This window comes from Sporosarcina sp. NCCP-2331 (assembly GCF_023707945.1).
Lineage (GTDB): Bacteria > Bacillota > Bacilli > Bacillales_A > Planococcaceae > Sporosarcina > Sporosarcina cascadiensis.
This window is the reverse complement of the sequence record NZ_BRCD01000030.1, coordinates 16,368-41,854: the sequence shown is the minus strand read 5'-3', so window position 1 is coordinate 41,854 and position 25,487 is coordinate 16,368. Positions and strand designations below refer to the sequence as shown.

24 protein-coding genes, 17 tRNA genes and 1 riboswitch are annotated in these 25,487 nt (G+C 44.8%); of the genes, 34 read left to right on the top strand and 7 right to left on the bottom strand.

Features of this window, described 5'->3' with window-relative positions:
- The first annotated feature begins 14 nt into the window (after positions 1–14).
- From NCCP2331_RS15380 to NCCP2331_RS15300, 17 genes are all read left to right on the top strand, one after another.
- Positions 15–96: transfer RNA gene (locus NCCP2331_RS15380), tRNA-Leu, on the top strand.
- A gap of 6 nt (positions 97–102) precedes the next feature.
- A tRNA-Gly gene (locus tag NCCP2331_RS15375) sits at positions 103–174 on the top strand.
- A gap of 10 nt (positions 175–184) precedes the next feature.
- A tRNA-Leu gene (locus NCCP2331_RS15370) sits at positions 185–273 on the top strand.
- 14 nt (positions 274–287) lie between these two features.
- Positions 288–364 (top strand) — tRNA-Arg (locus NCCP2331_RS15365).
- Between the two features lie 30 nt (positions 365–394).
- Positions 395–471 (top strand) — tRNA-Pro (locus NCCP2331_RS15360).
- 8 nt (positions 472–479) lie between these two features.
- Positions 480–555, top strand: a tRNA-Ala gene (locus NCCP2331_RS15355).
- A 29-nt stretch (positions 556–584) separates the two neighbouring features.
- A tRNA-Met gene (locus NCCP2331_RS15350) sits at positions 585–658 on the top strand.
- 5 nt (positions 659–663) lie between these two features.
- Positions 664–740: transfer RNA gene (locus NCCP2331_RS15345), tRNA-Ile, on the top strand.
- A 15-nt stretch (positions 741–755) separates the two neighbouring features.
- A tRNA-Ser gene (locus NCCP2331_RS15340) sits at positions 756–848 on the top strand.
- A 90-nt stretch (positions 849–938) separates the two neighbouring features.
- A tRNA-Met gene (locus NCCP2331_RS15335) sits at positions 939–1,013 on the top strand.
- Between the two features lies 1 nt (position 1,014).
- A tRNA-Asp gene (locus NCCP2331_RS15330) sits at positions 1,015–1,090 on the top strand.
- A 21-nt stretch (positions 1,091–1,111) separates the two neighbouring features.
- Positions 1,112–1,187 (top strand) — tRNA-Phe (locus NCCP2331_RS15325).
- A 5-nt stretch (positions 1,188–1,192) separates the two neighbouring features.
- A tRNA-Gly gene (locus NCCP2331_RS15320) sits at positions 1,193–1,266 on the top strand.
- Positions 1,267–1,270: 4 nt separating this feature from the next.
- Positions 1,271–1,347 (top strand) — tRNA-Ile (locus NCCP2331_RS15315).
- Between the two features lies 1 nt (position 1,348).
- A tRNA-Asn gene (locus NCCP2331_RS15310) sits at positions 1,349–1,423 on the top strand.
- A gap of 8 nt (positions 1,424–1,431) precedes the next feature.
- Positions 1,432–1,522 (top strand) — tRNA-Ser (locus NCCP2331_RS15305).
- Between the two features lie 8 nt (positions 1,523–1,530).
- A tRNA-Glu gene (locus NCCP2331_RS15300) sits at positions 1,531–1,602 on the top strand.
- A 125-nt stretch (positions 1,603–1,727) separates the two neighbouring features.
- Here the strand turns inward: NCCP2331_RS15300 and NCCP2331_RS15295 are convergent.
- Together NCCP2331_RS15295 and NCCP2331_RS15290 are read right to left on the bottom strand one after the other, a co-directional pair.
- Positions 1,728–2,468 carry a TraR/DksA C4-type zinc finger protein gene (locus NCCP2331_RS15295; protein ID WP_251671726.1) on the bottom strand — a complete coding sequence of 247 codons (741 nt, stop codon included), beginning with the start codon at positions 2,466–2,468 and terminating at the stop codon, positions 1,728–1,730.
- A 147-nt stretch (positions 2,469–2,615) separates the two neighbouring features.
- Positions 2,616–3,527, bottom strand: coding sequence for a 1,4-dihydroxy-2-naphthoate polyprenyltransferase (locus tag NCCP2331_RS15290; protein WP_153721736.1), 912 nt, complete (start codon positions 3,525–3,527; stop codon positions 2,616–2,618).
- A gap of 223 nt (positions 3,528–3,750) precedes the next feature.
- Here NCCP2331_RS15290 and NCCP2331_RS15285 point away from each other — a divergent pair, with 223 nt between their 5' ends.
- The 5 genes from NCCP2331_RS15285 to NCCP2331_RS15265 all read left to right on the top strand — a co-directional run bounded on the left by NCCP2331_RS15285 (position 3,751) and on the right by NCCP2331_RS15265 (position 9,991).
- The gene (locus NCCP2331_RS15285) at positions 3,751–5,127 is read left to right on the top strand and encodes an isochorismate synthase (RefSeq protein ID WP_251671725.1); all 1,377 of its coding nucleotides are present in this window, start codon (positions 3,751–3,753) and stop codon (positions 5,125–5,127) included.
- Positions 5,120–6,841, top strand: coding sequence for a 2-succinyl-5-enolpyruvyl-6-hydroxy-3-cyclohexene-1-carboxylic-acid synthase (gene menD, locus NCCP2331_RS15280; RefSeq protein ID WP_251671724.1), 1,722 nt, complete (start codon positions 5,120–5,122; stop codon positions 6,839–6,841). Before NCCP2331_RS15285 ends, menD begins: the two co-directional genes overlap by 8 nt.
- On the top strand, positions 6,804–7,661 hold the full coding sequence (menH, locus tag NCCP2331_RS15275) for a 2-succinyl-6-hydroxy-2,4-cyclohexadiene-1-carboxylate synthase (RefSeq protein ID WP_251671723.1): 858 nt from the start codon (positions 6,804–6,806) through the stop codon (positions 7,659–7,661). The genes menD and menH overlap by 38 nt, the downstream gene beginning before the upstream one ends.
- A gap of 12 nt (positions 7,662–7,673) precedes the next feature.
- The gene (gene menB / locus NCCP2331_RS15270) at positions 7,674–8,492 is read left to right on the top strand and encodes a 1,4-dihydroxy-2-naphthoyl-CoA synthase (RefSeq protein WP_153721739.1); all 819 of its coding nucleotides are present in this window, start codon (positions 7,674–7,676) and stop codon (positions 8,490–8,492) included.
- 71 nt (positions 8,493–8,563) lie between these two features.
- Positions 8,564–9,991, top strand: a complete 1,428-nt coding sequence (locus NCCP2331_RS15265; protein ID WP_251671722.1) for an o-succinylbenzoate--CoA ligase — start codon at positions 8,564–8,566, stop codon at positions 9,989–9,991.
- 628 nt (positions 9,992–10,619) lie between these two features.
- Here the strand turns inward: NCCP2331_RS15265 and NCCP2331_RS15260 are convergent.
- Together NCCP2331_RS15260 and yidD are read right to left on the bottom strand one after the other, a co-directional pair.
- Entirely contained in the window at positions 10,620–11,594 is a 975-nt protein-coding gene (locus NCCP2331_RS15260) for a metal ABC transporter solute-binding protein, Zn/Mn family (RefSeq protein ID WP_251671721.1), read from the bottom strand.
- Positions 11,595–11,769: 175 nt separating this feature from the next.
- Entirely contained in the window at positions 11,770–12,003 is a 234-nt protein-coding gene (gene yidD, locus NCCP2331_RS15255; RefSeq protein WP_153721741.1) for a membrane protein insertion efficiency factor YidD, read from the bottom strand.
- 97 nt (positions 12,004–12,100) lie between these two features.
- Between yidD and NCCP2331_RS15250 the strand changes: the two genes are divergently transcribed.
- The 6 genes from NCCP2331_RS15250 (at position 12,101) to NCCP2331_RS15225 (ending at position 15,939) form a co-directional block, all read left to right on the top strand.
- Positions 12,101–12,550: a Dps family protein gene (locus NCCP2331_RS15250; protein WP_153721742.1), complete on the top strand. Its 450-nt coding sequence runs from the start codon at positions 12,101–12,103 to the stop codon at positions 12,548–12,550.
- A gap of 65 nt (positions 12,551–12,615) precedes the next feature.
- The gene (locus tag NCCP2331_RS15245; RefSeq protein WP_153721743.1) at positions 12,616–12,798 is read left to right on the top strand and encodes a putative motility protein; all 183 of its coding nucleotides are present in this window, start codon (positions 12,616–12,618) and stop codon (positions 12,796–12,798) included.
- Positions 12,799–12,896: 98 nt separating this feature from the next.
- The gene (locus NCCP2331_RS15240; RefSeq protein WP_251671720.1) at positions 12,897–14,219 is read left to right on the top strand and encodes an NAD-dependent malic enzyme; all 1,323 of its coding nucleotides are present in this window, start codon (positions 12,897–12,899) and stop codon (positions 14,217–14,219) included.
- Between the two features lie 109 nt (positions 14,220–14,328).
- Complete coding sequence (locus NCCP2331_RS15235; protein ID WP_228551046.1) at positions 14,329–14,643, top strand: transposase; 315 nt, start codon at positions 14,329–14,331, stop codon at positions 14,641–14,643.
- 47 nt (positions 14,644–14,690) lie between these two features.
- Positions 14,691–15,149 (top strand): NUDIX hydrolase, encoded by a 459-nt coding sequence (locus NCCP2331_RS15230; RefSeq protein ID WP_251671719.1) that lies wholly within the window; start codon positions 14,691–14,693, stop codon positions 15,147–15,149.
- Complete coding sequence (locus NCCP2331_RS15225; protein ID WP_251671718.1) at positions 15,142–15,939, top strand: alpha/beta hydrolase family protein; 798 nt, start codon at positions 15,142–15,144, stop codon at positions 15,937–15,939. The genes NCCP2331_RS15230 and NCCP2331_RS15225 overlap by 8 nt, the downstream gene beginning before the upstream one ends.
- Positions 15,940–15,985: 46 nt before the next feature.
- Here the strand turns inward: NCCP2331_RS15225 and pckA are convergent, their stop codons facing one another.
- Positions 15,986–17,575 carry a phosphoenolpyruvate carboxykinase (ATP) gene (gene pckA, locus NCCP2331_RS15220; protein WP_153721747.1) on the bottom strand — a complete coding sequence of 530 codons (1,590 nt, stop codon included), beginning with the start codon at positions 17,573–17,575 and terminating at the stop codon, positions 15,986–15,988.
- A gap of 170 nt (positions 17,576–17,745) precedes the next feature.
- A riboswitch (SAM riboswitch) is annotated at positions 17,746–17,865 on the top strand.
- Between the two features lie 183 nt (positions 17,866–18,048).
- Between pckA and metK the strand changes: the two genes are divergently transcribed.
- Together metK and NCCP2331_RS15210 are read left to right on the top strand one after the other, a co-directional pair.
- A complete protein-coding gene (metK, locus tag NCCP2331_RS15215; protein WP_251671717.1) occupies positions 18,049–19,260 on the top strand; it encodes a methionine adenosyltransferase in 1,212 nt (403 codons plus the stop codon).
- Between the two features lie 119 nt (positions 19,261–19,379).
- Positions 19,380–20,819 (top strand): amidase, encoded by a 1,440-nt coding sequence (locus NCCP2331_RS15210; protein ID WP_251671716.1) that lies wholly within the window; start codon positions 19,380–19,382, stop codon positions 20,817–20,819.
- Positions 20,820–21,094: 275 nt separating this feature from the next.
- Here NCCP2331_RS15210 and NCCP2331_RS15205 read toward each other — a convergent pair whose 3' ends face one another.
- A complete protein-coding gene (locus NCCP2331_RS15205; RefSeq protein WP_251671715.1) occupies positions 21,095–21,676 on the bottom strand; it encodes a hypothetical protein in 582 nt (193 codons plus the stop codon).
- 183 nt (positions 21,677–21,859) lie between these two features.
- Between NCCP2331_RS15205 and NCCP2331_RS15200 the strand changes: the two genes are divergently transcribed.
- The 3 genes from NCCP2331_RS15200 (at position 21,860) to NCCP2331_RS15190 (ending at position 24,002) form a co-directional block, all read left to right on the top strand.
- Complete coding sequence (locus NCCP2331_RS15200) at positions 21,860–22,093, top strand: YkuS family protein (protein ID WP_153721750.1); 234 nt, start codon at positions 21,860–21,862, stop codon at positions 22,091–22,093.
- A gap of 128 nt (positions 22,094–22,221) precedes the next feature.
- Positions 22,222–22,842: a TetR/AcrR family transcriptional regulator gene (locus NCCP2331_RS15195; protein ID WP_251671714.1), complete on the top strand. Its 621-nt coding sequence runs from the start codon at positions 22,222–22,224 to the stop codon at positions 22,840–22,842.
- A complete protein-coding gene (locus tag NCCP2331_RS15190; RefSeq protein WP_228551048.1) occupies positions 22,839–24,002 on the top strand; it encodes an MFS transporter in 1,164 nt (387 codons plus the stop codon). Before NCCP2331_RS15195 ends, NCCP2331_RS15190 begins: the two co-directional genes overlap by 4 nt.
- Before the next feature lie 53 nt (positions 24,003–24,055).
- On the opposite strand, the gene NCCP2331_RS15185 is transcribed toward NCCP2331_RS15190, so the two are convergent.
- Complete coding sequence (locus tag NCCP2331_RS15185) at positions 24,056–24,220, bottom strand: Fur-regulated basic protein FbpA (RefSeq protein WP_153721752.1); 165 nt, start codon at positions 24,218–24,220, stop codon at positions 24,056–24,058.
- 318 nt (positions 24,221–24,538) lie between these two features.
- Here NCCP2331_RS15185 and NCCP2331_RS15180 point away from each other — a divergent pair, with 318 nt between their 5' ends.
- On the top strand, positions 24,539–25,396 hold the full coding sequence (locus NCCP2331_RS15180) for a YitT family protein (RefSeq protein WP_153721753.1): 858 nt from the start codon (positions 24,539–24,541) through the stop codon (positions 25,394–25,396).
- Positions 25,397–25,487 lie beyond the last annotated feature (91 nt).

Sequence of the window (25,487 nt, the reverse complement as noted above, 5' to 3'; positions counted from 1 at the left end):
CATGCCAACACATTGCGGGTGTGGTGGAACTGGCAGACACGCTAGACTTAGGATCTAGTGCCTTCGGGCGTGGGGGTTCGACTCCCTTCACCCGCATCATTTGCGGAAGTAGTTCAGTGGTAGAATACGACCTTGCCAAGGTCGGGGTCGCGGGTTCGAATCCCGTCTTCCGCTTTTCACTCTTGCCGGGGTGGCGGAACTGGCAGACGCACAGGACTTAAAATCCTGCGGTAGGTGACTACCGTACCGGTTCGATTCCGGTTCTCGGCACCATGATCAAGTACTATGCGCCCGTAGCTCAATTGGATAGAGCGTCTGACTACGGATCAGAAGGTTGTGGGTTCGACTCCTGCCGGGCGCGCCATACTTTATCATAACTTATACATAATACAGACGGGAAGTAGCTCAGCTTGGTAGAGCACTTGGTTTGGGACCAAGGGGTCGCAGGTTCGAATCCTGTCTTCCCGACCACTTTATACGGGGCCTTAGCTCAGCTGGGAGAGCGCCTGCCTTGCACGCAGGAGGTCAGCGGTTCGATCCCGCTAGGCTCCACCAATCATATAATTTCAAGACTGACTAATTGTGGCGGCGTAGCTCAGATGGCTAGAGCGTTCGGTTCATACCCGAAAGGTCGTGGGTTCGACCCCCTCCGCCGCTATCTATGGACCTTTAGCTCAGTTGGTTAGAGCAGACGGCTCATAACCGTCCGGTCGCAGGTTCGAGTCCTGCAAGGTCCACCAGTTTAATTTGAATACGGAGGAATACCCAAGCCCGGCTGAAGGGATCGGTCTTGAAAACCGACAGGGGTGTTAAAGCCCGCGGGGGTTCGAATCCCTCTTCCTCCGCCATATTTATTTAAACAAAGCTTTACTTATTGATCTTGTTATGGTAAGATAATAAAGTCGGATTTAAAAGAACAGCAAATTTAATAACATTATCGCGGGGTGGAGCAGTGGTAGCTCGTTGGGCTCATAACCCAAAGGTCGCAGGTTCAAATCCTGCCCCCGCAACCAAGGTCCCGTGGTGTAGCGGTTAACATGCCTGCCTGTCACGCAGGAGATCGCGGGTTCGATTCCCGTCGGGACCGCCATTTTTATAAGCAGTACATTGTGGCTCAGTAGCTCAGTCGGTAGAGCAAAGGACTGAAAATCCTTGTGTCGGCGGTTCGATTCCGTCCTGAGCCACCATTCATGCGGGTGTAGTTTAGTGGTAAAACCTCAGCCTTCCAAGCTGATGATGAGGGTTCGATTCCCTTCACCCGCTCCATTAGGGGCCTATAGCTCAGCTGGTTAGAGCGCACGCCTGATAAGCGTGAGGTCGGTGGTTCGAGTCCACTTAGGCCCACCATTCCGCAGTAGCTCAGTGGTAGAGCAATCGGCTGTTAACCGATCGGTCGTAAGTTCGAATCTTACCTGCGGAGCCATTTTTTACGGGGAAGTACTCAAGTGGCTCAAGAGGCGCCCCTGCTAAGGGTGTAGGTCGCGAAAGCGGCGCGAGGGTTCGAATCCCTCCTTCTCCGCCATAATTTTTGGCCCCTTGGTCAAGCGGTTAAGACACCGCCCTTTCACGGCGGTATCACGGGTTCGAATCCCGTAGGGGTCATTCTGAAAAAGAGACAGTATACATTTAAATGTATACTGTCTCTTTTTCTATTAAATTTTTATAATAATAAAAAACACTGAAGTATCGAGTGCTCTGCAGCTGCTCTGTACTCCAGTGTTTTTATATTATTTATCTTCAATATAACTGTCGCCCTTATGATAGGGGATATCTCCAAGAGGTGATTCAATATTTTCTTCGTCCAGTTCTTCCATATATTTTTCTGCATCTTCATTTCGAACAAAGCCGGCAGGCTCTCCTGTAATATCAGAGGCAGCAAACTCTTCATATTCTTCAGCTTCTTCATCATCTTCTGTAGCATACAAATCATTGTAATCCCTGTTTTCATTGCCGGCAAAGTCTGAAGGAGTTTCGGATGTTCCTGACTTCGCGATTTCCTGGAAGCTGTCTTCATAATCCCGGGCCGCCCCGGATCTGCGTTCAGCAAAGGAGTTAGGCTCTGCCATAAGTAAGATGTCATTTTCAACAGGGCGATCGTCAGGTACGGATTTTTCGGCATCTTCAATACATACGGTCGTGTATGGGATAGCTTCTAAACGCTCGAATTGGATCTCCTTGCCGCACATTTCACATGTTCCGTACGTACCTTCCTTGATCGCTTGGAGAGCGTGCTGCACTTTATTCAGTTCATCTTCAGCATGTGTATTCAAAGCCATATCTTTCTCCCGTTCATATAGCTCGGTCCCCATATCTGCTGGATGATTATCATACATCGATAACTCGCCGACTTCTTCTGGTGCTGATTCAGTTATTTTCGTTTCTTCTTCTGTTTCAGTTAAACGTTTTTCCATAGCTTGTAATTCTTTTTCCAAATCCTTTATCTGTTCTTTAGTTAACAAGTCACTCACGACCCTTTCTGTATGGCTTTCTCGATATACAGTGAAATCAAAAAAGCTCTGTTACTTCAGTCATTCCCTGTTTATCAGGAAACATAAACCTTTCCAAAGAAAAAACGCCTACCTTTTTTTAGTGTAGACGTTTCCGCGGTAATTTATTCAGATGAAATGAGCGATCAAAATGCCGATGCCTAAAAGAAGTCCAAAAAGAGTATTGGTTACTCCGGTGTCTTTCATTGCGGGCATTACCTGGATTGGCTGCTCGTACTGCCGGAATGTTTTCACCGCATGCAGCGGCTTGGGAATGCTTACAAGTACAAGCAGTGCCCAGGCAGAGACATGGCCGGTCAGGACAAGTACGATAATCCAGAGATAAGAAACGACAAAGAATGACGCAAGAATTTTTACGGCATTTGGACGGCCGGTTAAAATGGCAAGCGTTTTACGTCCGCCTTTTGTATCGCCGGCGATATCACGGATGTTGTTTGCCAACATGATTGCTGCCACTAAAAGCATGCTCGGTACAGACAGCAGAATGGCATCGCCTGTAACAGTGCCTGTCTGAATGAAGAAGGCTATAAGAATTAACAGCATGCCCATTACGAAACCTGAAACTAGTTCTCCGAATGGCGTATAGGCAATCGGATAGGGGCCTCCGGTATAAAGATAGCCGATCAGCATTGCGACTGAACCTACGGCCGCCAGAACCCATGAGGATTCCATACAGATATAGATACCAAGTATTACGGACAGACCGTACAAAAGCAACGCGAGATTCAAGACAGTATTCGGTTTGACGCCATTGCGTACGATCGTACCGCCGATCCCGATGGAATGCTCATCATCGAGCCCTCGTTTGAAGTCATAGTATTCATTGAACATATTCGTTGCCATCTGCAAGAACAGGCTTGCAGTCAGCATAGCTAAAAATAGCGGAAAATGAAGCGGACCGTATTGCAGCGCGATCATAGTTCCTAAAAAGACAGGAGCAAAGGCGGCTGTTAATGTATGCGGACGAGTCAATTGCCACCAGACCCGCCACCCGGTTGTGGATTCTATTGTTTGTTGCACGTGTAATCTCTCCTTCTATAGTCATCAAATGCTATTATACCGCAAAAACAACTGGTTGGGTAAGACGAATGTTGTTTGTCGAAGGTCGTATTCAAATGGAAGACCTTATCATATTACGTCATGTGTTCAATGTGATAGAATGAAGATACTTATTGTTCAGTGTCTGCACATCTGGACGAAATTTATCGTATAACTTAATGATTGTTGATAAGGAGAGAGAAGGATGAACCGGAAATTGACCGATCGAGTAAAAAAAACGCTGCCTATAAATGCTAACGCTCGATTTTTTACGGAAACAGTAGAAGTGGAAACACTTAGTCCACTGGCCTTTTTTGAAGCGGGTCGCTCGGATTATGGGGATCACCGCTTTTTTTGGCAAAATGCAGATAACACGGTCAAGCTTGTCGGTATTGGACGGGCTGCTGTACTGACTGCGGACACAGAGCGTTTCCAATCGATATCTGCACAATGGAAAGCGCTGTGCGGAGGGCTGATCAAAGAAGAAAAAGACATGGATCCTGTTTTATTCGGAGGTTTTTCATTCGATCCAGAGACCAGGCAGGATGAAGAGTGGCTGGCTTTCCCGGCAGCTTATTTCACGGTGCCTTTATTTCAGCTGAAAATAGAGAACGGCAAGACGTATGTTTCCATAAACTATGTAACAGAAGAAGCAGAAGCCGCTGCTGAATTTGAGGCGCTTCGCCAGGAACGTGATCGCCTAACTCATATCGCTGAAGTAGAAGATTTCACAATACAAAGCAAGCCTGCTCTTATTTCCCAGACAGAGATTGATACGGATCGATATATGGATGCTGTCGGGAAAGTGACATCGCAGATTAATAAACAAATAGCAGAAAAAGTGGTTATTGCCCGAAAAATTAAATTGACATTTGAAGAAGATTTTCAGCAAACAGCTGCACTGAATGCGATTACCAATGAACAGCAGTCGAGCTATCATTTTGGGCTGCAAATAGGTGCCGACATGTTTTTTGGCGCTACACCGGAAAGGCTGGTCGAGATCAAGAATGGACAAGCCTATTCAGCATGCGTGGCCGGATCCATTCATCGGGGGAAATCGGCGAAGGAAGATCAGCAGTTAGGCGAGCAGTTGCTGCGTGATAAGAAGAATCGTGAAGAACATCAGTATGTAGTGGATATGATCACAGAGGTCTTTACGGAATTCTGTACTTCATTGCGAGTGAATAAAACGCCTAAATTGCTGAAGGTTCGTGACATTCAGCATCTGTTTACACCGGTAGAAGGAACACTGGCGGAAGATATGGATATTTTTCGTTTAGTCGAAGCTCTTCATCCAACGCCTGCGCTCGGCGGTGTGCCGCGTAAGACTGCTCTTGAAATCATTCGGGAAGAGGAACAGATGGACAGAGGATTTTATGCAGGTCCGATTGGCTGGACGGATGCTGCGGGTAACGGCGAATTTGCAGTGGCAATACGATCAGGTCTTCTGAAGGGAAACGAAGCCTATTTGTTTGCAGGCGGCGGCATTGTGGCGGATTCGAAACCGGATGAAGAATACGCGGAAACATGGGTGAAATTCCGTCCAGTTCTGCGTGCCCTTGGAGGAAGTTTACATGAATAATCACAAAGCAGCTTTAACAAACTATGTACTTCGTTTAACAGAAACACTTATACGGCAGGGAGCTAATCGGGCAGTCATCAGTCCTGGATCCCGTTCCACGCCTTTAGCTTATGCTTTTTCTAAATCAAAGGATATGAAAACGTATGTTCATACGGATGAGCGGTCTGCAGCCTTTTATGCGCTGGGTCTGGTGAAAGCGACAGGGCGGCCTGCTGTCCTATTATGTACGTCAGGTACGGCGGCTTCGAATTATCATCCTGCGATTACCGAGGCTTATTATGCACGTCTTCCGTTGATAGTCATCACAGCAGACCGTCCGCATGAACTGCGTGAAGTAGGAGCACCCCAAGCGATCGATCAAATCCGTATGTTTGGAGAACACGTAAAAGAAAGTGTAGACTTTCCAGTGCCGGAAGATCGTCCGGAAATCTTGGATTATATGGAACAGCGTGCGGTTCGCCTGCTTTCAACAGCAAAGACTGCGCCGCAGGGTCCTGTTCATTTTAATGTGCCATTCAGAGAACCTTTGCTGATCGATTTCGACGAACAGCAGCCGGCCGGCAGATTTCAGCAGCAATTACTTGCCGAAGTTCAGTTGTCTCAGCCAATGAAAGACGTGCTCTTGAAGATGCTTAAGGATGCGAAGCGAGGAATCATCATAGTAGGAGAGCAGCCGCCTGCTTTGCCTAAGGATCAATTCTGGCAATTTGCAAAGAAAATGCAGTGGCCGGTGTTATGCGATCCGTTATCAAATCTGCGTGCAGAGATACCTGCTGACTGCACCGATTTATGTGTTGATCAATATGATGCATTGCTGAAAAGCGGGTCATTCAGCGATCGTGTACAATCTGACTGTGTGATTCGGTTCGGTCCGCAGCCTATCTCAAAACCATTAACATTGTTTTTAAAGAAAACCCGTCCAGAGACGTATATTGTTGTGGACGAATCACCGAATTTCCGTGATCCTCTGGCATTGGCTACACATCATCTGCAAACTTCTGCAGCGAGTGTCTGGAATGCATGGGATCTACAGTTCGAGAAATCCGAATATACTGCTCTCTGGATGAAAGCGAATAAAATTTCCAGTGATGTACTCAGCGAAGATGAACACTTCAAAGGTGATGAAGGACATATCGTCCGTCAATTTATAGAAAATCTGCCGAATAAATCGGATGTTGTGTGCAGCAGCAGTATGCCAATCCGGGATCTTGATACGTTTTTCCAGAAAACAGAGAAAGATATCGCGCTGTTTTGCAATCGGGGTACGAATGGTATCGACGGTGTCGTCTCGACAGCACTTGGTGTACAGCAGGGCCGCAACAGAAATACTTATTTATTGATCGGTGATTTGGCATTCTTGCATGATATGAATGGTTTGATCATTTCACGCCTGCAGCAGACAGATCTAACGATTGTTGTTATTAACAATAATGGCGGCGGGATCTTTTCCTATTTACCGCAAGCATCTGTAGAGGATCACTATGAAGAATTATTCGGCACGCCGACGAACCTGACATTTAACCATATTGCAGCTATGTACGAAGCGCAGTATGATGCAGTATCTACAGTAGAAGCATTTGAAGAGGCACTGCGGAAGGATAAGTCGGCAGATCTTCGGGTTATTGAAGTCTTTACAGAGCGCTCGGAAAATGTGGAAGCACATAGAGCGGTCTGGAATGAAATTGCGAAAAGAGTTGAAGCCATTGAAAGCTGAGCTGATGGATATTCGGGGTTTATCAACTTATGTGGAATGCCACGGCAATAAGCAGTCACAAGCAGTTGTTCTGCTGCATGGATTTACAGGCTCGGCGAATACGTGGACAGAAATAACTCAGCAGCTATCAGCGGATTACTATGTAATTGCCGTTGATTTGGTCGGTCATGGCAGGACGGCGTCTCCGGAAGATCCAAGCCGCTGCCGTATCGAAGAGCAGACAGCTGATCTGCATAATCTGCTGAGAAAATTGCAGGTCACACAGCCCGTGCTGCTTGGATATTCCATGGGGGGCCGTGTTGCTGCGGGATATGCTTATGCATATTCTGAAGAAATCTCAGGCTTGATACTTGAAAGCAGTTCGCCTGGACTGCGTACAGCAGAAGAACGGACTGCTCGCAGAGAGTCTGATGCCATCCTCGCGAATCGGATAGAGAATGAAGGTATCGAGAAATTTGTCGAATTTTGGGAAGCTATTCCGCTGTTTGATTCGCAGAAGAAACTCTCACAAGAGCAGCAGCTTGCAGTGCGAAATGAACGTCTAAACCAGGATTCCGGCGGTTTAGCCAACAGCTTAAGAGGGATGGGCACAGGCAGTCAGCCGTCTTACTGGGGAGATCTTTCTTACTTTAATTTTCCCGTACTGCTGCTGACAGGCAGTGAGGACGCGAAATTTCAAAATATTGCCCGGGAAATGAGCCGTTTATTGCCAAATGTACTGCATGAAACGATTATAGATGCGGGGCATGCACTTCACGTGGAAAAACCCCGGCAATTTGCTACAATGATAAAGAGCTTTTTAAAACAGTTTGATAATTGAGGAGGAGTTTGAATGACGCGTCAATGGGAAACACTTCGTACATATGATGATATTAAATATGAAATGTACAATGGTATTGCAAAAATCACCATCAACCGACCGGAAGTACGCAATGCGTTCCGTCCGAAAACAGTAATGGAAATGATTGATGCTTTTTCACGTGCACGTGACGATCAGCGTATTGGAGTTATCGTCTTAACTGGTGAAGGAGAAAAAGCTTTCTGTTCAGGAGGCGACCAATCGGTGCGCGGTCACGGCGGATATGTCGGGGACGATGATATTCCTCGTTTGAACGTGCTGGATCTTCAGCGCTTAATCCGTGTGATTCCAAAACCGGTTGTTGCGATGGTTGCAGGTTATGCAATTGGCGGCGGACACGTACTTCACGTAGTTTGTGATTTGACGATTGCTGCAGATAATGCACGTTTTGGTCAGACCGGACCGACTGTCGGTTCATTCGATGCAGGTTACGGTTCAGGCTATCTGGCACGGATTGTAGGACATAAAAAAGCCCGTGAAATCTGGTATTTATGCCGTCAATACGATGCACAGGAAGCATTGGACATGGGTCTCGTGAATACGGTTGTTCCTTATGATCAGCTGGAAGATGAAACCGTTCAATGGTGTGAAGAAATGCTGAGCAAGAGCCCGACAGCACTGCGTTTCCTAAAAGCTGCAATGAATGCAGACACAGACGGACTGGCGGGACTTCAGCAAATGGCCGGAGACGCAACACTTCTTTATTACACAACGGATGAAGCAAAAGAAGGCCGCGATGCATTTAAGGAAAAGCGCAAGCCGGACTTCGATCAGTTCCCGCGTTTCCCGTAAAGAATTTGAAAGCTGCCTATAATGGGCAGCTTTTTCATTTTCTACATATGAGTTGAAAGGAGTACTAATTGATGATGATTCCAAATTGGCTGATGCAGCGGGCAAAGTTGACGCCTGAACAGTCAGCGCTTCCCGGCAAATCGTTTCATGAATTGTATCAAGCATCACTCAAAATTGCACAGCAGCTTCATCATAAAGGAGTAAAAGCAGGTGACCGTATCGCATTGCTGAGTCTTTCCAATGAAGAAACGGTACTGTTTATCCATGCATCATGGCTTCTGAGCGCAGAAGTCGTCTTCCTCAACAATCGTTTAACAGAGTATGAGCTGGCATGGCAGGTGAGTGACGCAGAGCCGGGTATTATTCTAGTCGATGATCGAATCACAGAAGCTTTCCATTTTGAAGGAATCGAATGTATATCGTATTCTGCCGTTCGTAAAAAACCTGCAAAAGAATTCACTATGCTTACGCAATGGGATGAGGATCGCACACTATCCATTATGTATACGTCAGGCACGACAGGCCTGCCGAAAGGGGTTCGGCAGACAGTAGGAAATCATACATCGAGTGCGCTCGCGTCCGTATTAAATTTAGGGCTGACAGATCGGGATTCTTGGCTTTGCATGATGCCGTTATTTCATATTAGTGGACTTTCCATCGTAATACGCTCCGTTATTTACGGAATGGAAATGCGCCTTTATGAAAAATTCGATGCACAGGAAGCAGCAAAACAAATTATGGCAGGGACCGTTACTTCGATGTCGGTGGTGGCGCTGACTTTGGATCAAATTGTACGTGTCATGGAAGAAGAAAACAATAAAGCGCATCCTTCATTTCGGACTATGCTTGTGGGCGGCGGTCCGGTACCACTTGATTATCTGCAGCGGGCAGGGGCTTGCGGGCTGCCGATATTGCAGACATATGGCATGACGGAAACCTGTTCACAAACCGCGACACTCGGAAAAGCAGATGCCATGCGTAAACTTGGCTCTGCCGGAAAGCCATTGTTTTTTAATCAAATCACCATTAAAGGCACTGACCAGGCAGGAGAAGTGGGAGAAGTACTCATCAAAGGGCCGCATGTGACTCCGGGCTATATTGGTAGTCATAGCAGCCGTTCTCCGCTTACGGAAGACGGCTGGCTTGCCACGGGGGATGCCGGCTATCTGGATGAAGAAGGCTACTTATTTATCGTTGACCGCCGGGCTGATTTGATTATTTCAGGCGGGGAAAATATCTATCCCGCAGAAATCGAAAATATCCTGCTCGCGCATCCTGCTGTCCGGGAAGCAGGAGTCTGTGCAAATGAAGACGAGCGCTGGGGGCAAGTACCGGTTGCTTTTGTTATAGCGAAAGAAGTGTCGGAAGAAGAACTGCTGGCATACTGTGAACAGCACCTGGCACGCTATAAAATGCCAAAAGAAATCAGGTTCACTGAACAGCTGCCGCGGAATGCTTCCAATAAATTAATGCGGTTTGAATTGAAAAAATGGCTATAAAAAAACGGGTCTGTGCCCAAATAGATTCTTGACAACTTTTCATGTATGTATTTCGAAAGTGCTGCTGCAGTTTGGCAGTGTGTGGATTTAGTATGTGCGGATTTCGTTGCTCGACTTTGCAGGAAATCTGAATGATATGTAAGTTTGCAGTTTGAATCCGCTTAGGCGCTGGGGGATTGCCTTACGCGATAAGCCTACTGGCGAAGGGCATGCCAGCAGTCTCATCGCCACGGCCGACCCCGCAGTTGCGCCTTCGCTGGTGTAAGGAACGTATAACATACGATTGTTTGCAGGGGATAGATTTAGTTGATGTGGTTTTTGTTTCTCGACTTTGTAAACGTATTGATTACAAGAATCTTTGCATTTGCAGAATATAAGTATTGCATGAAACGCATACATATTGTAATGAACTCCAATAGCATGCTCATACTGCAACTCGCATAAAAAGTATTGAAACATAAGCTAGTGTACCGTAGTGGAACGCGTCCGCCTGGAACGCAGGGAAACGGTCGCTTTCCACTTATCCTATATTACGCAATCACAGTTAAATCTCAAACTGTGACTGAAATAAACTGTCAAGCACATGTTTTGGTGAAGAACTAAAAAAACAGCAGATTAAGTTCCGCTGTTAGTTTTGTAGAGCTTTTTCCAATACTTGAAGATTACGCTCCATCAGGGAGAAGTAGTCTTCTTTATTTTTTATATCTTCATCTGTCAGCACGCTCAAATTATGAAGTGTCAGCGTCTCGGCATTCAGCTCTTTCTGAATGACTTCAGCTAATTTAGAGCTGACATTCTGTTCGAATAAAATATAATGAATATCTTTCTCTTTCGCTTCTTTAACAAGTCCGGCCAGCTGTTTTTGAGACGGCTCGTTTTGTGAGTCCAAACCTGAAACGGCAAGCTGCTGCAGACCGTACGTATTCGCTAAGTATCCGAATGCTGCATGCGAAACGAAAAAGGTTTTGTTCGGCGATTCGTCTGCCATCGTTTTGTACTGTCTATCGAGCGCTTCCAGCTCGTCATACAGTACGCTGAAGTTTTCTTCAAACTGTGCTGCATGTTCAGGCAGTTCATCGGAAAGCTCATCCTTGATTTTCTCGGCAAGCAGCGTACTGAGAAAAGGGGAAATCCATACATGCGGGTCAACTGCAGACTCCTCTTCTTCAGAATGTGCTTCTTCCTCTTCGCTGTGTCCTTCATGCCCGTGTTCATGGGAATGACCAGCTTCCAGCTCTTCGGGATCAATGGCATCTGCTACAGGCACAAAATGTACTGGTTCATTTTGCAGTGTTTTTTCGGTTTTCTGCACGAAGCCTTCAAGGCCGAGTCCGATATAGAAGAAAAGATCTGCTTTTGACAGACTCATCATATCTTTTTGCGTCGGTTCGAATACATGCTCATCGGTTCCCGGGGGATAGATGGATTGGACATCCACCAGGTCACCGCCGATCCGCTCTGTAAAGTATTGCAGAGGGTATACGGTCGTATACACACGTAGTTTTTCTGAAGAAGCAGATTCAGTTTCATTGGTTGCTTTGTTGCTGCATCCACTTAATGCCAAAAGTATCGCAGCTGCTAAAAAAAGATAACGAATTTTCATTTATGAAAGCCTCCAGGACCGTAATCGGAATGATTACTATTTAGATAACTTCCTCATCATACAAGATTCTTTTTCTGAATGCAACAATGTTTATTAGTATTCAGCAGAAATAAGAATTATGTCTAAGTTCGAGTGTCAGTCAATCAGATGCAATCACGCCGGGGCATGACCGGAATTACTTTTCCTGCATTTTTTTAGGAGGTACCGGATCAAATCCGCCTTCATGGAAGGGATGACATTTCAATATTCTTTTAACAGCGAGCCAGCTCCCTTTAATGGCGCCGTGTGTTTCAATTGCCTCGACGCCATAATGCGAGCAGGTTGGATAAAAGCGGCAAGAAGGCGGAGTTAATGGCGATATAAATCTCTGATAAAACCGAATGATAGATACAAATATTTTTTTTAGCATAATCGCTTCACCTTCCATTGTAGATAGGTTTAGTTTACCGACTTAAGTGGTAAATTAACAGAGAGAAGCTTAAAACCATCAGAAGGAGTGTTTTTTTATGTCTAAGGAATTAATTCAGGAATTGAACAAGCAGGTATCTACCTGGTCGGTCATGTACGCTAAGCTGCATAATTATCATTGGTTCGTGAAGGGACCTCAGTTCTTTACTCTGCACGCAAAATTTGAAGAGCTTTACAACGAAGCGACAGAGCATATGGATGAGATCGCTGAACGTGTGCTGACGCTGGGCGGAGAGCCGACTGCTACATTAACGCAGCATTTAGAAGGTTCAGTTGTCAGTGAAGCAAAAGGAACGGAAAAAGCGAATGAAATGGTACAGGCATTGGTCGATGATTTTGATAAAATCATGAAATCATTGAAAAAAGGCATGGATTTGGCTGCGAAAGATAGCGATGATATGACAGAGGACATGCTGAATGCCATTTATCAAAGCATCGAGAAACACCAATGGATGCTGAATGCGTTTCTCGGCGAAACAAATGAGTGACAAACCTTCATTCAGCAGGAAAACAGCCGATACTAAGAAGTGAATAGCAGGAAGGAGTGAACGATATGGATATCAATTCAATCATGTCCAGTCAGTTGAGAAGCTTGCAATCAACCGTTCAAATGAGTGTAATGACAAAAGCTCTTTCAATGGAAACTTCTGCGGTTGCGGAAATGTTGAATAATCTGGACAGTCAGCCTGTCGCTGTACACCCTCATAAAGGCGCGTCAGTCGATATCAAGGCTTGATTGCAAAAGACACATCTCGTATGATTAGAGATGTGTCTTTTTTCGATGGGACAGCACGAGGGTCAAATAGTACATATAAGAGTAGGAGGGTATCGATTATGGCACAAGGTCAATTTTTGAGAAATATAATTATTGAAACACCATCTAAACCAGGTAATTTAGGGAAAGTGACGATGGCAATCGGTCAGTTGAATGGTGATATTGGTGACATCCAGACGATTAAAGTCGGCACGGTCTCTACAATTCGGGAAATCGCACTGCTGTGCAACGATAAAGAACATTTGAATGAAATTGTTGCTGCGGTTGAAGATTTGAAAAATGGCATTAGAGTGCATGCTGTGACAGATGATGTTCTCCAGGCGCATGAGGGCGGAAAGATTCATATGAAGGCCAGCCATCCGATTCGTTCCCTGGCTGATTTGCGCAGAGTATATACACCGGGCGTTGCGAGCGTCTGCAAAACGATCCAAGAAGATCCAGAACAGGCGAATTATTTTACAGGAATTTCGAATACTGTCGCTATCGTAACAGATGGAACAGCAATTTTAGGACTGGGCAATATTGGCCCTGTGGCTGGAATGCCTGTTATGGAGGGGAAGGCGGTACTGTTTGACCAGTTCGTCGGTATCAGTGGAATTCCGATTTTATTGGATACAAGTAATCCTGATGAAGTGGTTGAAACAATCAAGCACATCCATCAGGGATTTGGCGCGATTTTATTGGAAGATATCGGAGCACCGCATTGTTTTGAAATTGAGGAACGGCTGAAAAAGGAGTTGTCGATTCCCGTCATGCACGATGACCAGCATGGTACAGCTGTCGTTGCGCTGGCTGCCGCATTGACCGCCTGTAAGCATGTCGGTGTTGAGCTGGCGGACTCAAAAGTCGGTCAGATCGGACTGGGTGCGGCAGGTCTCGCGATCAGCAGAATGTTCATGGCTTACGGTGTTAAAGAGATGAAAGGCACAGACTTAAATCCTAAAGCGACAGCAATGATGGAAGAGTTTGGCGGCACTGTCGCAGAATCGATGGAAGAAGTTATGGCAACATGCGATTTGATCATTGCGACAACAGGTGTAGCAAATTTGATTAAGCCGGAAATGGTACGTAAAGGACAGATCATTCTGGCCTTATCGAACCCAAATGCGGAAATCATGCCGGATGTTGCGCTTGAAGCAGGTGCAGCGTACGCAGCCGACGGTCGTTTAGTAAATAATGTTCTTGGATTCCCCGGAATTTTCCGCGGTGCTTTGAACGCAAATGCTAAAGAGATTACGTACCCGATGCTTATTGCCGCAGCACTTGCGATTGTCGAAAGTACGAAGCGCGATGATCTCGTGCCGCATCCGCTTGATCCAAATGTACATGTCAATGTGGCATTGGCGGTTGAGCGAGTCGTTTATGAAGAACAAGTAAAATGAGTTGGATCCGCCTATTAATCTTTATTGGTTAGTAGGTTTTTACCTATTGATTTACCGAATATTTTCATCAGTAATGTCCATGCTACGTAAAAAAGAAAGTAGGATGGTTATGCCTGATCAAAAATATACGATGTATGTATCAATGAGTCACAAACAAGTTCTGCTGGATCCGTACTCTTCACCCTGGGAATATAAAGTAGAGGTCACAGAAGAAGCATATCCTGTTTTCGAGCGATTATTTGCACAGATGGAACGTCTGGAATTTCGAAACTTTCTGCGCGCACACTTACCCTATATTCCTTATCACTATGACAGGGATAATGACGATATCGATCTGAGAATGAAGAAAGTCTACGCACTTATTCATGAATATACAGATGAAGACTCCAAACGTTTTATCGAAAAACTGCCCTTCTTTCGTTGATTCGGCATACGTCTTTCCGCTACACTAAGGGAAAGGATGTGAGCCAGATGCTGAAGTTTGAAGACTTGCAAGGTGCCGATGTTGAACTGACATTCGGTCCGAATCAACACCAAATAGAATCGCGTCATGTGCTGGTCGTCATAAAACATGAGGGACGCTGGCTGCTGACGAAACATCGGATACGCGGAATTGAGTTTCCTGGAGGGAAAGCGGAACCCGGCGAAACAATAGAACAGGCTGCTATCCGCGAAACTTTTGAAGAAACAGGTGTTACGATTGAAAAAGTCCGGCCTTTTGCCGAATACGTGGTATTTACGGAGCCGCCTTTCAGTAAAGCAGTATTCACAGGTATTGTCACCGAAATCGATCACCATCACACATTACTTGAAACCGAAGGCCTCGTCTGGATGACAGACGATGAATTGGATATGTGTACAGATCTCAGTTTTCATATGAAAGATCGAGGGATGAATGAACTGCGGAAGTGGGTGGAAGCCGATGCGTGAGCGAACTGACGGAAGTATTGGTAAACGTAAAGAATATCCCTCACCGAATCCGAAAGTTCGCTTAGAGGAAGTAACATACTGGTCTGACCGGTTGCAGGTGAAGGGAATGCTGGCAACGCCCAAAGCGGAAGGGCATTATGATGGACTGCTTTATTTACGCGGCGGTATCCAGCATGTCGGTATGGTTCGCCCGGCGCGGATTGCACAATTTGCTTCTCACGGTTTGGTAGTGTTCGCTCCTTATTACCGCGGAAATCGTGGAGGGGAAGGGAAGGATGAATTCGCAGGTGACGACCGGAATGATGCAGTGGCTGGAGTGGAGGTGCTGAAACAGCAGCAGTTTGCCGACTCAGAGAGAATTCATCTGTTCTCTTTCTCGCGCGGCGGTATTATGGCACTGTGGACTGCGATTCTCAGGGAAGATCTGACATCGATGGTAACATGGGCAGGTGTATCTGACGTAGTATTCACGTATAAAGAACGTGAGGATATGCGCAGGATGATGAAAAGGGTAATTGGCGGGACACCGAATAATCAACCTGACGCGTACCGTGAACGGACTGCATTATTCCGTGTGGAAGAGATCACTATTCCTGCGCTGATCATTCACGGGACGATGGACATAAATGTTTCTTTTGAACAGGCATTGTTGCTGGAGAATGCTCTGCGTGATGCCAATAAAGTATATGAAACGTGGTATTTAGAAGGCTATACGCATTATATTCCGCCCGAGATGAACCGGCGGCTTGTAAAAGATGCGGTTGACTGGATGAAACGCCAGGGCTATTAACGAAAAAATCCTTGCAGAGTAATTCTGCAAGGATTTTCTCATTCTATTACAAGGCAGGTGGTCCGCCCTTGATCGCGATATCTTCTGAAAGATGATCGAACTTCTTGAAGTTCTCGCGGAAAGCGGCAGCCAGACGATTTGCTTCTTTATCATATTCTTCAGGATCTTCCCAAGCATAGCGCGGGTGAAGTACATTGCTTGGCACGCCTTCAATTTCAAGAGGCATTTCCAATCCAAAGATTTCGTTCTTTTTAGTTTCTACATTATCCAACTTGCCGGCAATGGCTGCACGAACCATTGTACGGGTATAGCCCAAGTTCATACGGGAGCCCACTCCGAAAATTCCGCCGGTCCATCCTGTGTTGACCAAGAACACCTTCGATCCGTGCTCGTCGATTTTCTTTCCGAGCATTTCTGCATATGTTGCAGCAGGAAGCGGTAAAAAAGGTGAGCCGAAACATGTAGAGAATGTCGGTTCCGGAGCTGTAATACCACGCTCAGTACCTGCAAGCTTGGAAGTGAATCCGCTCAAGAAATGGTACATTGCCTGTTCTTTTGACAAGATCGAGATTGGAGGCAGAACGCCGGAAGCATCAGCTGTCAGGAAAATGATATTTTTCGGATGACCTGCAACAGAAGGCGTTACGATATTATCAATATTTTCAATCGGGTATGCTGCACGCGTATTTTCAGTCAAAGATTTATCATCATAATCAGGAATACGTGTCACTTCATCCAATACGACATTCTCAAGTACGGAACCGAAACGGATCGCTCCGAAAATTTCAGGTTCTTTTTCTTTTGAAAGGTTGATACATTTTGCATAGCATCCGCCTTCAATATTAAATACACCGTTGTCAGACCAGCCGTGCTCATCGTCACCGATTAATTTGCGGTCTGCGTCAGCGGAAAGAGTTGTTTTACCTGTTCCTGACAAACCGAAGAATAGTGCTACATCGCCTTTTTCTCCAACGTTTGCTGAACAATGCATGGATAGAATATCATTTTCGGGAAGCAGGAAGTTCATGACAGAGAAGATGGATTTTTTCATTTCACCTGCGTATTCTGTTCCGCCAATCAAGATAATACGTTTTTCTAAAGACATAATGACGAATGCCTCAGAATTCGTGCCGTCGACTTCTGGATCTGCTTTAAAGGAAGGAGCAGCCAAAATCGTGAATTGTGATTCGTGAGCCTGTAATTCTTCTGCAGTGGGACGGATGAACAATTGGTGGACAAACAGGTTCTGCCAAGCCAGTTCATTGATGACTTGAATAGACAGTTGGGAGTCTTTGTCAGCGCCCGCAAATCCTTTAAAAACGAAGAGCTCATCTTTTTGCTGTAAATGATCGATGACTTTCGTGTATAATGAATCGAATGCTTCGGAAGAGATCGGGCGGTTTGTACTGCCCCAGTCCACTTTGTCTTTAGACACTGCATCTTCGACGATAAATTTATCTTTAGGAGAGCGTCCTGTATATTTCCCTGTACGTGCTGTTAAAGCGCCGTCTGCTGAAAGTTCAGCTTCATCTTTAGCGATTGCTTTTTCCGTTAATTCCGCCACAGACGCTTGGATCGTCACGTTGCCTCCTGATAGAAGGCTTTTTAAACTATCATCAATTTTTGCAGATATCATAATTACATACCGTCCTTTGCGTAGTCGTTTTATTTGAGTAGAACATCTTAATTCGTAAATAGTATAACACATTAAGAATAATAATCTATACTAATTAAAAACTCAAGTGATTTGGTATAAAAAATTTGACAAAATGTAAACTTTTTTATACTATGTGACATGAACGGATACTCTTATCCCGAGTTGGTGGAGGGTACAGGCCCTGTGAAACCCGGCAACCTGCAAAAGACTGATGTCTTGCGCGAAGGTGCCAAACCTGAAGCAAGGTTGAATTCCTTGGACGATAAGAGTGAAAGGTGCTGCGCGTGAAATTATGCCTTTTACTCATGGAAAGAATATGAGTAAGGGGCTTTTTATTTTATATTGTCTAGCCCTGAATCCTTATGGTATTTGATTGACGTCATTTCAGGCGTGGAACTTTACCAGGGACTTATGAGAGTACCGTATCATGTTGCTTAATAGGGGGAAATAAAATGACAAACCGTCGACTGTTTACATCAGAATCAGTTACTGAAGGCCATCCTGACAAGATGTGCGACCAAATATCAGATGCAATCCTGGACGCGATCTTAACTGAAGATCCAAACGCTCGTGTAGCATGTGAAACGAGCATTACGACAGGACTTGTATTAGTAATGGGAGAAATCACTACGACAACGTATGTGGATATCCCGAAAGTTGTGCGTGAAACCGTAAAAGATATTGGCTATACGCGTGCGAAATACGGATTTGATTACGAAACATCAGCTGTTTTAACTTCTATTGATGAACAGTCACCTGAAATTGCGGCCAGTGTAAATATAGCATTGGAAGCACGTGAAGGTTCCATGTCAGATGAAGAGCTGGATGAAATTGGAGCAGGGGACCAAGGTTTGATGTTCGGTTATGCCTGTAATGAAACAGACGAATTAATGCCGTTGCCGATCAGCCTTTCCCATAAGCTGGCACGCCGTCTGACTGAAGCGCGTAAAGAGGAGCTTATCTCTTATTTGCGTCCGGATGGAAAAACACAAGTCACTGTAGAGTATGACGAGAACAACAAACCTGTGCGTATTGATACAATTGTTATTTCTACACAGCATCACCCGGAAGCAACTCTTGAGCAGATTGAAAAAGATGTAAAAGAAGTTGTCATAAATGCAGTTGTCCCTGCGCATTTATTAGATGAAAACACGAAATACTTTATCAATCCGACAGGAAGTTTTGTGGTCGGAGGGCCGCAAGGGGATGCAGGTTTGACAGGCCGTAAAATAATCGTCGATACGTACGGCGGCTATGCACGTCACGGCGGCGGAGCATTCTCGGGCAAGGATGCTACGAAAGTGGACCGTTCTGCTTCCTACGCAGCGCGTTATGTCGCGAAAAATATTGTAGCGGCAGGATTGGCAGAACACTGTGAAGTACAGATTGCCTACGCTATCGGCGTCGCGAGCCCGGTATCTATTTCAATCAATACTTTTGATACAGGCCGTTTGTCTGAATCAAAATTGGTTGAATTTGTCCGTGAATTATTCGATTTGCGTCCGGCCGGCATTATCAAAATGCTTGATCTTCGCCGTCCAATCTATAAACAAACGGCAGCTTATGGTCATTTTGGCCGTACGGATATTGACTTGCCATGGGAAAAGACAGATAAAGTCGAAGCATTAAAAGAGCTTGCAGGCAAATCAGGCGTTAAGCAATAATTGAATTGAAGTGAGCAGAAAAAGCAGAAAGCAGGGAAATCCTTCTTTCTGCTTTTTTTCTATGCTCAAATAGTATAATCTAATATATAGAACATTCAGAAACCAAAGGGGGCATTTGGATGACGACTATACAGGAAACAAAGTCTGTGCTTGATATGGATGCAGCAGAGCTGAAAGCTGAATTGGACAGTGGACGTATTACTTCCAAGAAGATAACAGAAGCATTTATTGAACAGTGTAAAGCGACTAATACAGCGGTGAATTTTTTGGTGGAAGAACGATTTGCCCAGGCGCTGAAGGAAGCGGATTGGGCTGATGAACAAAGAAAGTCAGGAAATGCGCAAGGCAAACTGTTCGGCGTACCGATCAGTATGAAGGAATCCTTTGATGTGGCAGGCATGCAGACAACTGGTGGACTGCCGCATCGAAAAGACCGGGTATCAGAGGATGACGCGGAAATTGTGCGGCTTCTGAAAGCAGAGGGTGCCATCATTATCGGTAAGACTAACACGCCCGCTCTATGTTTTTGTCAAGAGACAGAAAACGCTCTGTATGGCCGTACGAATAACCCGCGCGATCTGGCAAAGACAGTCGGCGGGTCGAGCGGAGGGGAGGGTGCGGCAATCGCCTTAGGAGCTGCGGCAGCCGGGATTGGCTCAGATATCGGCGGGTCGATCCGCATACCCAGCCACTTCAATGGAATTATAGGTTTTAAATCCGGAAACCGCCAAGTCTCTTCCTGTGGCAGCTATCCTGCAGAAGAACATCCGCTGCAGCAACGAATGCTTGGCATCGGCCCGATGACCAAGTCTGTCCGGGATGCCAAGTTTATATACGAAATCATTGCCAATAAGCCTTTGGTAAAGAATAAACTGGAAGAGTTCACCCTTACATTCTTGGGAAAAACGAATCTCCCTCTTTCCAAGCAGACAGAAGGATTCTTGCAGACTGTTCAAGGTTTTTTATCAGACGACCAATCTGTGGCTGAGGGAATCCCGCCTTATTTCCATGAAACCGCTCTTTTATGGCAGGAAATCATGTCGATCGACGGAGCGCATGGCGCGGCGAAGGAAGCATTCGGCCATCGCTCAGTGCAGCCGGTGAGGGAGTATTTAATGGACAAAGCGGGGAAAAGGACAGAGCTGCACCGTTATTTATCTTGGGCGCTGATTGGTGCATCGCTGTTTAAACCTTCTGCTGAACGGGTGAAGGAAATAGAAGCAATGATTGCAGAAGGGGATGTGCAGCTGGCCCGCTATTTAGACAAACGAATTTTGATTTTGCCCGTTTATCATTCGGCTGCGCCTGCACATGGCATCGTATATAAGGAGTTATTCTCAATTCGTAAAACCTATGCCCGCTATATCCTCTATGTCGCCTATGCAAATGTATGGGGACTTCCCGCTTTGACTGTACCGGTTGGCGCTGACGCTGAGGGCATGCCGATTGCTGTGCAGTTGGTGAGCTCAATCGGCAATGAAGATGCATTATTTGAACTTGGGAAGAAGCTCGAGAAAGCATTTACAGGTTACTCGCGCGTGATTCCCTCATTCATTTGAAAAAACAGCGGCACGGTTTCTTCTGGCGCTTTCCGGCAGAGATTGCAGACGATTTACCGCTGTGTCTTTTTGCTGATAATCTTTTGTAAGAAACGCACGTCCAAGGAATCTGTAACTGGAAAGTCCTCAACTTGAATTGTTCCGCTGTCCGTGAATTGAACGGCGGCTTTTCTGCCCCGTAATCCGTGCGGTACACCAGGTGAGGGCATCCCGCTGCAGACAGACGCTCATTCGCTGCGAGTCTTAAAAACTGATTCATTGACCGTCTTCACTTCTTATTCATCTTCTTCGATCTGTTCTTTAACTTTCTCAATTTGTTTGATTTGCTCCTGGTACTCTTCTTCCACCTCTGTCGTGCCGGGAATAAGCGGTTCTTCATTGTAGTCGACCCGCTTCCCGTAGCGCAATAGTTCGTAAATGACCATGCCGTTATTCGGCTTGCCGTTAAACGTTTTCATTGGGATTATATCAAACAGCACGTAATAGAAAGCATAAAAGATGAACCGGTTCCAAAACGTCTTGAATTCTTCCCAGTAACCATTCGCAAGCAGTGCGTTGATGATCAGAGCGATGAAGAGATTTATCAAGATGGGACCCGCATAGATACATATATAAGCGAAGTTTCTGTCTGTTTTTATAGAATCAAAAGAAAACCAGCTGTAAACGTGATAATATTTTCGAACGTCAAAGATCAGAAAAGTAAAGAGCCGGGGACCTGTGCCAATCGTCAATCTTGGATTTTTTACGCCGAATAACCCGCTGATTAAAAAATAACCTGCTTCCCGTATGAAAATTACAACGGGTAATATGATGAAGGCAGATATTGTCAATCCAATCAGGTCCTTCATACCGAACATGTTAGCCTCTCCTTTAATTCTGAAGTTCCTCTTTCCAATAAAATACCCATTTCGAGCTGATTTGAATCGCGCTATTCCTGGATTGATGAAAGAAGCTAACATGAAATGTGTTTAGTTTATCGGTTCTGGGGAAAATACATATTAGTAAGAAATACACAACATAATCTTGAGGAGGAATTGTTAATGGCTAAAATTGCAGTAGAAAAACCATTTGATGATGTAAAACAGGCGTTGGAGGAAAAAGGACATGAAGTAAAAATGTTCGAAAGTGATGAAGAAGTGAAAGGTTATGATATGGGCGTCGTCAGAGCGTTGAGTGATGTAAATATAGATCAATTCGACTTCCCTGTGGTAAGTATCGAAGGGAATTCGGTACAGGATATCGTTGATGATGTGGAAAAGAGATTGCAACGTTAATATAGCTTAAAAACGGTTCTCCAATTGGAGAACCGTTTTTTTATTGACAGAAGTTGTCTAAAACAGTAAACTGTTCAACATTGACTTGTGAGTCAATCAATAATTAGAAATGAGTTGAAGTATCGTTTATGTCACCCCGAACAAGTGAAAAGTTTAAAGAAATCCGTGATATTCGGCAGCAACAGCTGAAGGATGCAGCAATCGAATTATTTGGGATGAAAGGTTTTGCGGCAACTAAAATTAGTGAAATTACGAACAAGGCAGAACTAAGCCACGGTTTGTTCTATCATTATTTCAAATCAAAAGAAGAATTATACGTTACCGTTCTGATAGAATTGCTGGAAACGTTAATCGAAGTAATTAATGAAGCAGAAGAACAATCCGAAAGCCCGCTGATGCAATTGGAATGGCTGACAGATGTCACACATTCCGGACCGTTGAAAGATGGAGTTTACCGTCATATTCTTATCATGCAGGCTCTATATTCAGATCATTTACCTGCAGAAACAAAAGAAAACATAGTGGAAAGATATCGTTCCATGGTTATTCGGATTGCACTGATTATTGAAAGAGGCCAGATAACCGGTGATTTCATTGAAGGGGATCCTGAAGAACTGGCGATTTACCATTTGTCTTTGGTTCATGGATTACTGTTATCCAATGCACGTAAAATGGTGCCGATCGAGGTGTCTGTAGATAAGGTGCTGCGTCAGTTGAAACCTTGTGAAGATCGGGGGGAGCACGTATGAACCGTATGCTGAAACCAACGATTATTGCGATTTCAATGGCGACCGTTATGGCGGGTGCAGCGATTTCTCCTGCACTTGGATTAATTGCTTCGAACTTCTCGGATGCTGATCCGGTCATGATCAAGCTGATTTTGACAGCACCTTCTTTGTTTATTATTCCATTTACTTTTATCTCGAGTTACTTAACGAGTAAAATTTCGAAACGCATCATTGTGCTTATTGGGTTATCGATCTATGTAATTGCAGGGGTAGGCGCACAGTTTACGAATACAATTGAGATGCTTCTTGCTTTCCGTTTTATTTTGGGTGCAGGTGTAGGTTTAGTCATGCCACTCGGGATTACGCTGATCAGTGACCACTTCAATGGTAGAGAACAAGTCAAATTGATGGGCTATAACTCCGCTTTCAGTAATTTTGGCGGGATTTTAACCATGATGCTGGCAGGTTATTTGGCATCGATCAGCTGGCGGGCACCATTTAACGTCTATTTAATGGGTGTAGTAATCTTTATCATGGTCTATGTCTTCTTACCAAAAGATCAGCCTCGTAAAAAAGAGAAAGATACACCTAAATTAAAGTTGCCACTAGCGATATATGGCTATGCGTTAGCTTCAGCGGGTATCATGCTCGTCTATTATTCAGTTGCTACGAATATGGCATTATATCTTGAACAAAGTAATATAGGCGGTTCAGAACTGGCGGGTACCGTCATTTCATTTACGACAGTTGGCGGAATGATCACGAGCCTGACGTTGATTCAGCTACAGGATGTGCTGAAGTCTTATATTATTCCAATCAGCTTACTGGTGATGGGTATTGCATTTACCGGTTTAGCTTTGAGTCACTCAGTCCCGATTATATTGGCTTGTACATGTATGGTTGGTTTTGGACAGGGGATTCTCTTTCCGATCATCAACGTCAAAGCACTGGGCTTAGTGAATCCTTTACACAGTGACAAAGTGATTGCTGCCATTTCAAGCTCTATTTATGTCGGACAGTTCAGTTCGCCACTTGTACTGGATGGTATTGCAAGACTAGCAGGTTTCCCTGCGATCCGTTTCCAATATACAGTAGTAGGTATAGGGCTGGGAGTCGCAGTCGTGTTGATGATGTTGTACCGTATAATCAGAAGAACTAAGACATCGATGGAAGAGGCGTAACAGCACGAAAAAAGACGTCACCGAATGAATCGGTGACGTCTGTCATTATTGGATTACATTTGTGTCTCTAGATTATCAACTGTTTGATATTCTTTCATTAATGATTGAAGCGGCAGCTCGTACAACTGCTTGCCGTCGATCTTAAATACCCCATTTGAGACCAATTCTTCAATAACTTCATCACGCTTTGTTTCTAAAATATTTTCAGCTGTCTTCATCGTACTTTTCCTCCTTGATACCCTTCTTAACTATAGCCATTTACTGCTCTTTCTAAACTTCTGCGGAAAAGTTTCAATAGTGCAAATTTTTCTTTGCATACGGCGATGGATGCAACCGACAGCAGTAATGTTCTCTACTTCAGATGTTTACAACTGTGTCAATGGCACGGTAATCGCAGCAGAAGGTGGATAGATGGCATATTAAGCAGAAAAACAGCCCAATATGGCTGTTTTTTTGTTTATGGCTACCAATGTGTGGAAAGAATAGCTATAATCAATTTCATGCATAAAAAAGTAAGACATTACAGGGAGGTTGCTATGTTTTTTATTGAAGCAAAACGAATTGCTGTGGTTATCTTAGGTGCATTCATTATGGCTGTATCTTTGAACTTCTTTCTAATAAACGCCAATGTCTATGCGAGCGGTTTTGCAGGTGCTGCACAGTTGGTTTCAAGTATCTTGACGGATTATATGGATATAACGGTTAGTACGGGTGTTCTGCTGCTATTATTTAATATTCCGGTTTTCATTTTGGGATGGTTCAAAGTAGGTAAGGGCTTTACAATTTACAGTATCGTCTCTGTTGCGTTCACCACTTTATTCTTGGCGATTTTGCCGCTTAGCTCTGTATCAGATGATATTATGCTGAATGCAGTATTTGGCGGTGTGCTGGCAGGTGTAGGAGTAGGAATGTCTTTGAAATTAGGGGCATCTACAGGAGGAATGGACATTGTCGCGATGATATTATCGCGTATGCAGGATAAACCGATTGGAATTTATTTTCTATTATTGAATGGGATTCTGATTGTCTTTGCCGGAATTCTATATAAACCTGAAAACGCATTGTACACGATGATTGCTCTATACGTCACCACATCAGTAATCGATATGATTCATACGCGTCACGAAAAGGTCACTGCCATGATTATCACCAGGCAGGCTGACGAGCTTCAGCAGGCAATTCACCGCCAAATGGTGAGGGGGATAACGATTCTGCCTGCAAAGGGTGCATATTCAAAAGAAGATAAAAATATGCTGTATGTCGTCATCACGCGTTACGAATTGTATGATTTGGAGCGGATTATCAACGAAACAGATCCTAAGGCATTTACAAATATCGTCCAGACCGTCGGCATCTTCGGCTTTTTTAGAAAAGAAGGGGAAAAACTAGTATAATGAATGAAAGCCAGGCATTTGCCTGGCTTTTTTGCAGCTTGGAATCTTGAGTAGATGAAAGGTCATTTACTGACGGAATTGAAGATGCTGC

Coding starts and splice junctions, on each gene's coding strand:
- NCCP2331_RS15265 (WP_251671722.1), top strand. CDS start 8,564: ATGATGATTCCAAATTGGCTGATGCAGCGGGCAAAGTTGACGCCTGAA.
- NCCP2331_RS15225 (WP_251671718.1), top strand. CDS start 15,142: ATGCGTGAGCGAACTGACGGAAGTATTGGTAAACGTAAAGAATATCCC.
- NCCP2331_RS15180 (WP_153721753.1), top strand. CDS start 24,539: ATGTTTTTTATTGAAGCAAAACGAATTGCTGTGGTTATCTTAGGTGCA.
- menB (WP_153721739.1), top strand. CDS start 7,674: ATGACGCGTCAATGGGAAACACTTCGTACATATGATGATATTAAATAT.
- NCCP2331_RS15245 (WP_153721743.1), top strand. CDS start 12,616: ATGGATATCAATTCAATCATGTCCAGTCAGTTGAGAAGCTTGCAATCA.
- NCCP2331_RS15190 (WP_228551048.1), top strand. CDS start 22,839: ATGAACCGTATGCTGAAACCAACGATTATTGCGATTTCAATGGCGACC.
- NCCP2331_RS15205 (WP_251671715.1), bottom strand. CDS start 21,676: ATGTTCGGTATGAAGGACCTGATTGGATTGACAATATCTGCCTTCATC.
- metK (WP_251671717.1), top strand. CDS start 18,049: ATGACAAACCGTCGACTGTTTACATCAGAATCAGTTACTGAAGGCCAT.
- NCCP2331_RS15185 (WP_153721752.1), bottom strand. CDS start 24,220: ATGAAGACAGCTGAAAATATTTTAGAAACAAAGCGTGATGAAGTTATT.
- menH (WP_251671723.1), top strand. CDS start 6,804: ATGAAATTGCGAAAAGAGTTGAAGCCATTGAAAGCTGAGCTGATGGAT.
- NCCP2331_RS15195 (WP_251671714.1), top strand. CDS start 22,222: ATGTCACCCCGAACAAGTGAAAAGTTTAAAGAAATCCGTGATATTCGG.
- NCCP2331_RS15210 (WP_251671716.1), top strand. CDS start 19,380: ATGACGACTATACAGGAAACAAAGTCTGTGCTTGATATGGATGCAGCA.
- NCCP2331_RS15250 (WP_153721742.1), top strand. CDS start 12,101: ATGTCTAAGGAATTAATTCAGGAATTGAACAAGCAGGTATCTACCTGG.
- NCCP2331_RS15200 (WP_153721750.1), top strand. CDS start 21,860: ATGGCTAAAATTGCAGTAGAAAAACCATTTGATGATGTAAAACAGGCG.
- yidD (WP_153721741.1), bottom strand. CDS start 12,003: ATGCTAAAAAAAATATTTGTATCTATCATTCGGTTTTATCAGAGATTT.
- pckA (WP_153721747.1), bottom strand. CDS start 17,575: ATGATATCTGCAAAAATTGATGATAGTTTAAAAAGCCTTCTATCAGGA.
- NCCP2331_RS15285 (WP_251671725.1), top strand. CDS start 3,751: ATGAACCGGAAATTGACCGATCGAGTAAAAAAAACGCTGCCTATAAAT.
- NCCP2331_RS15230 (WP_251671719.1), top strand. CDS start 14,691: ATGCTGAAGTTTGAAGACTTGCAAGGTGCCGATGTTGAACTGACATTC.
- NCCP2331_RS15260 (WP_251671721.1), bottom strand. CDS start 11,594: ATGAAAATTCGTTATCTTTTTTTAGCAGCTGCGATACTTTTGGCATTA.
- menD (WP_251671724.1), top strand. CDS start 5,120: ATGAATAATCACAAAGCAGCTTTAACAAACTATGTACTTCGTTTAACA.
- NCCP2331_RS15240 (WP_251671720.1), top strand. CDS start 12,897: ATGGCACAAGGTCAATTTTTGAGAAATATAATTATTGAAACACCATCT.
- NCCP2331_RS15235 (WP_228551046.1), top strand. CDS start 14,329: ATGCCTGATCAAAAATATACGATGTATGTATCAATGAGTCACAAACAA.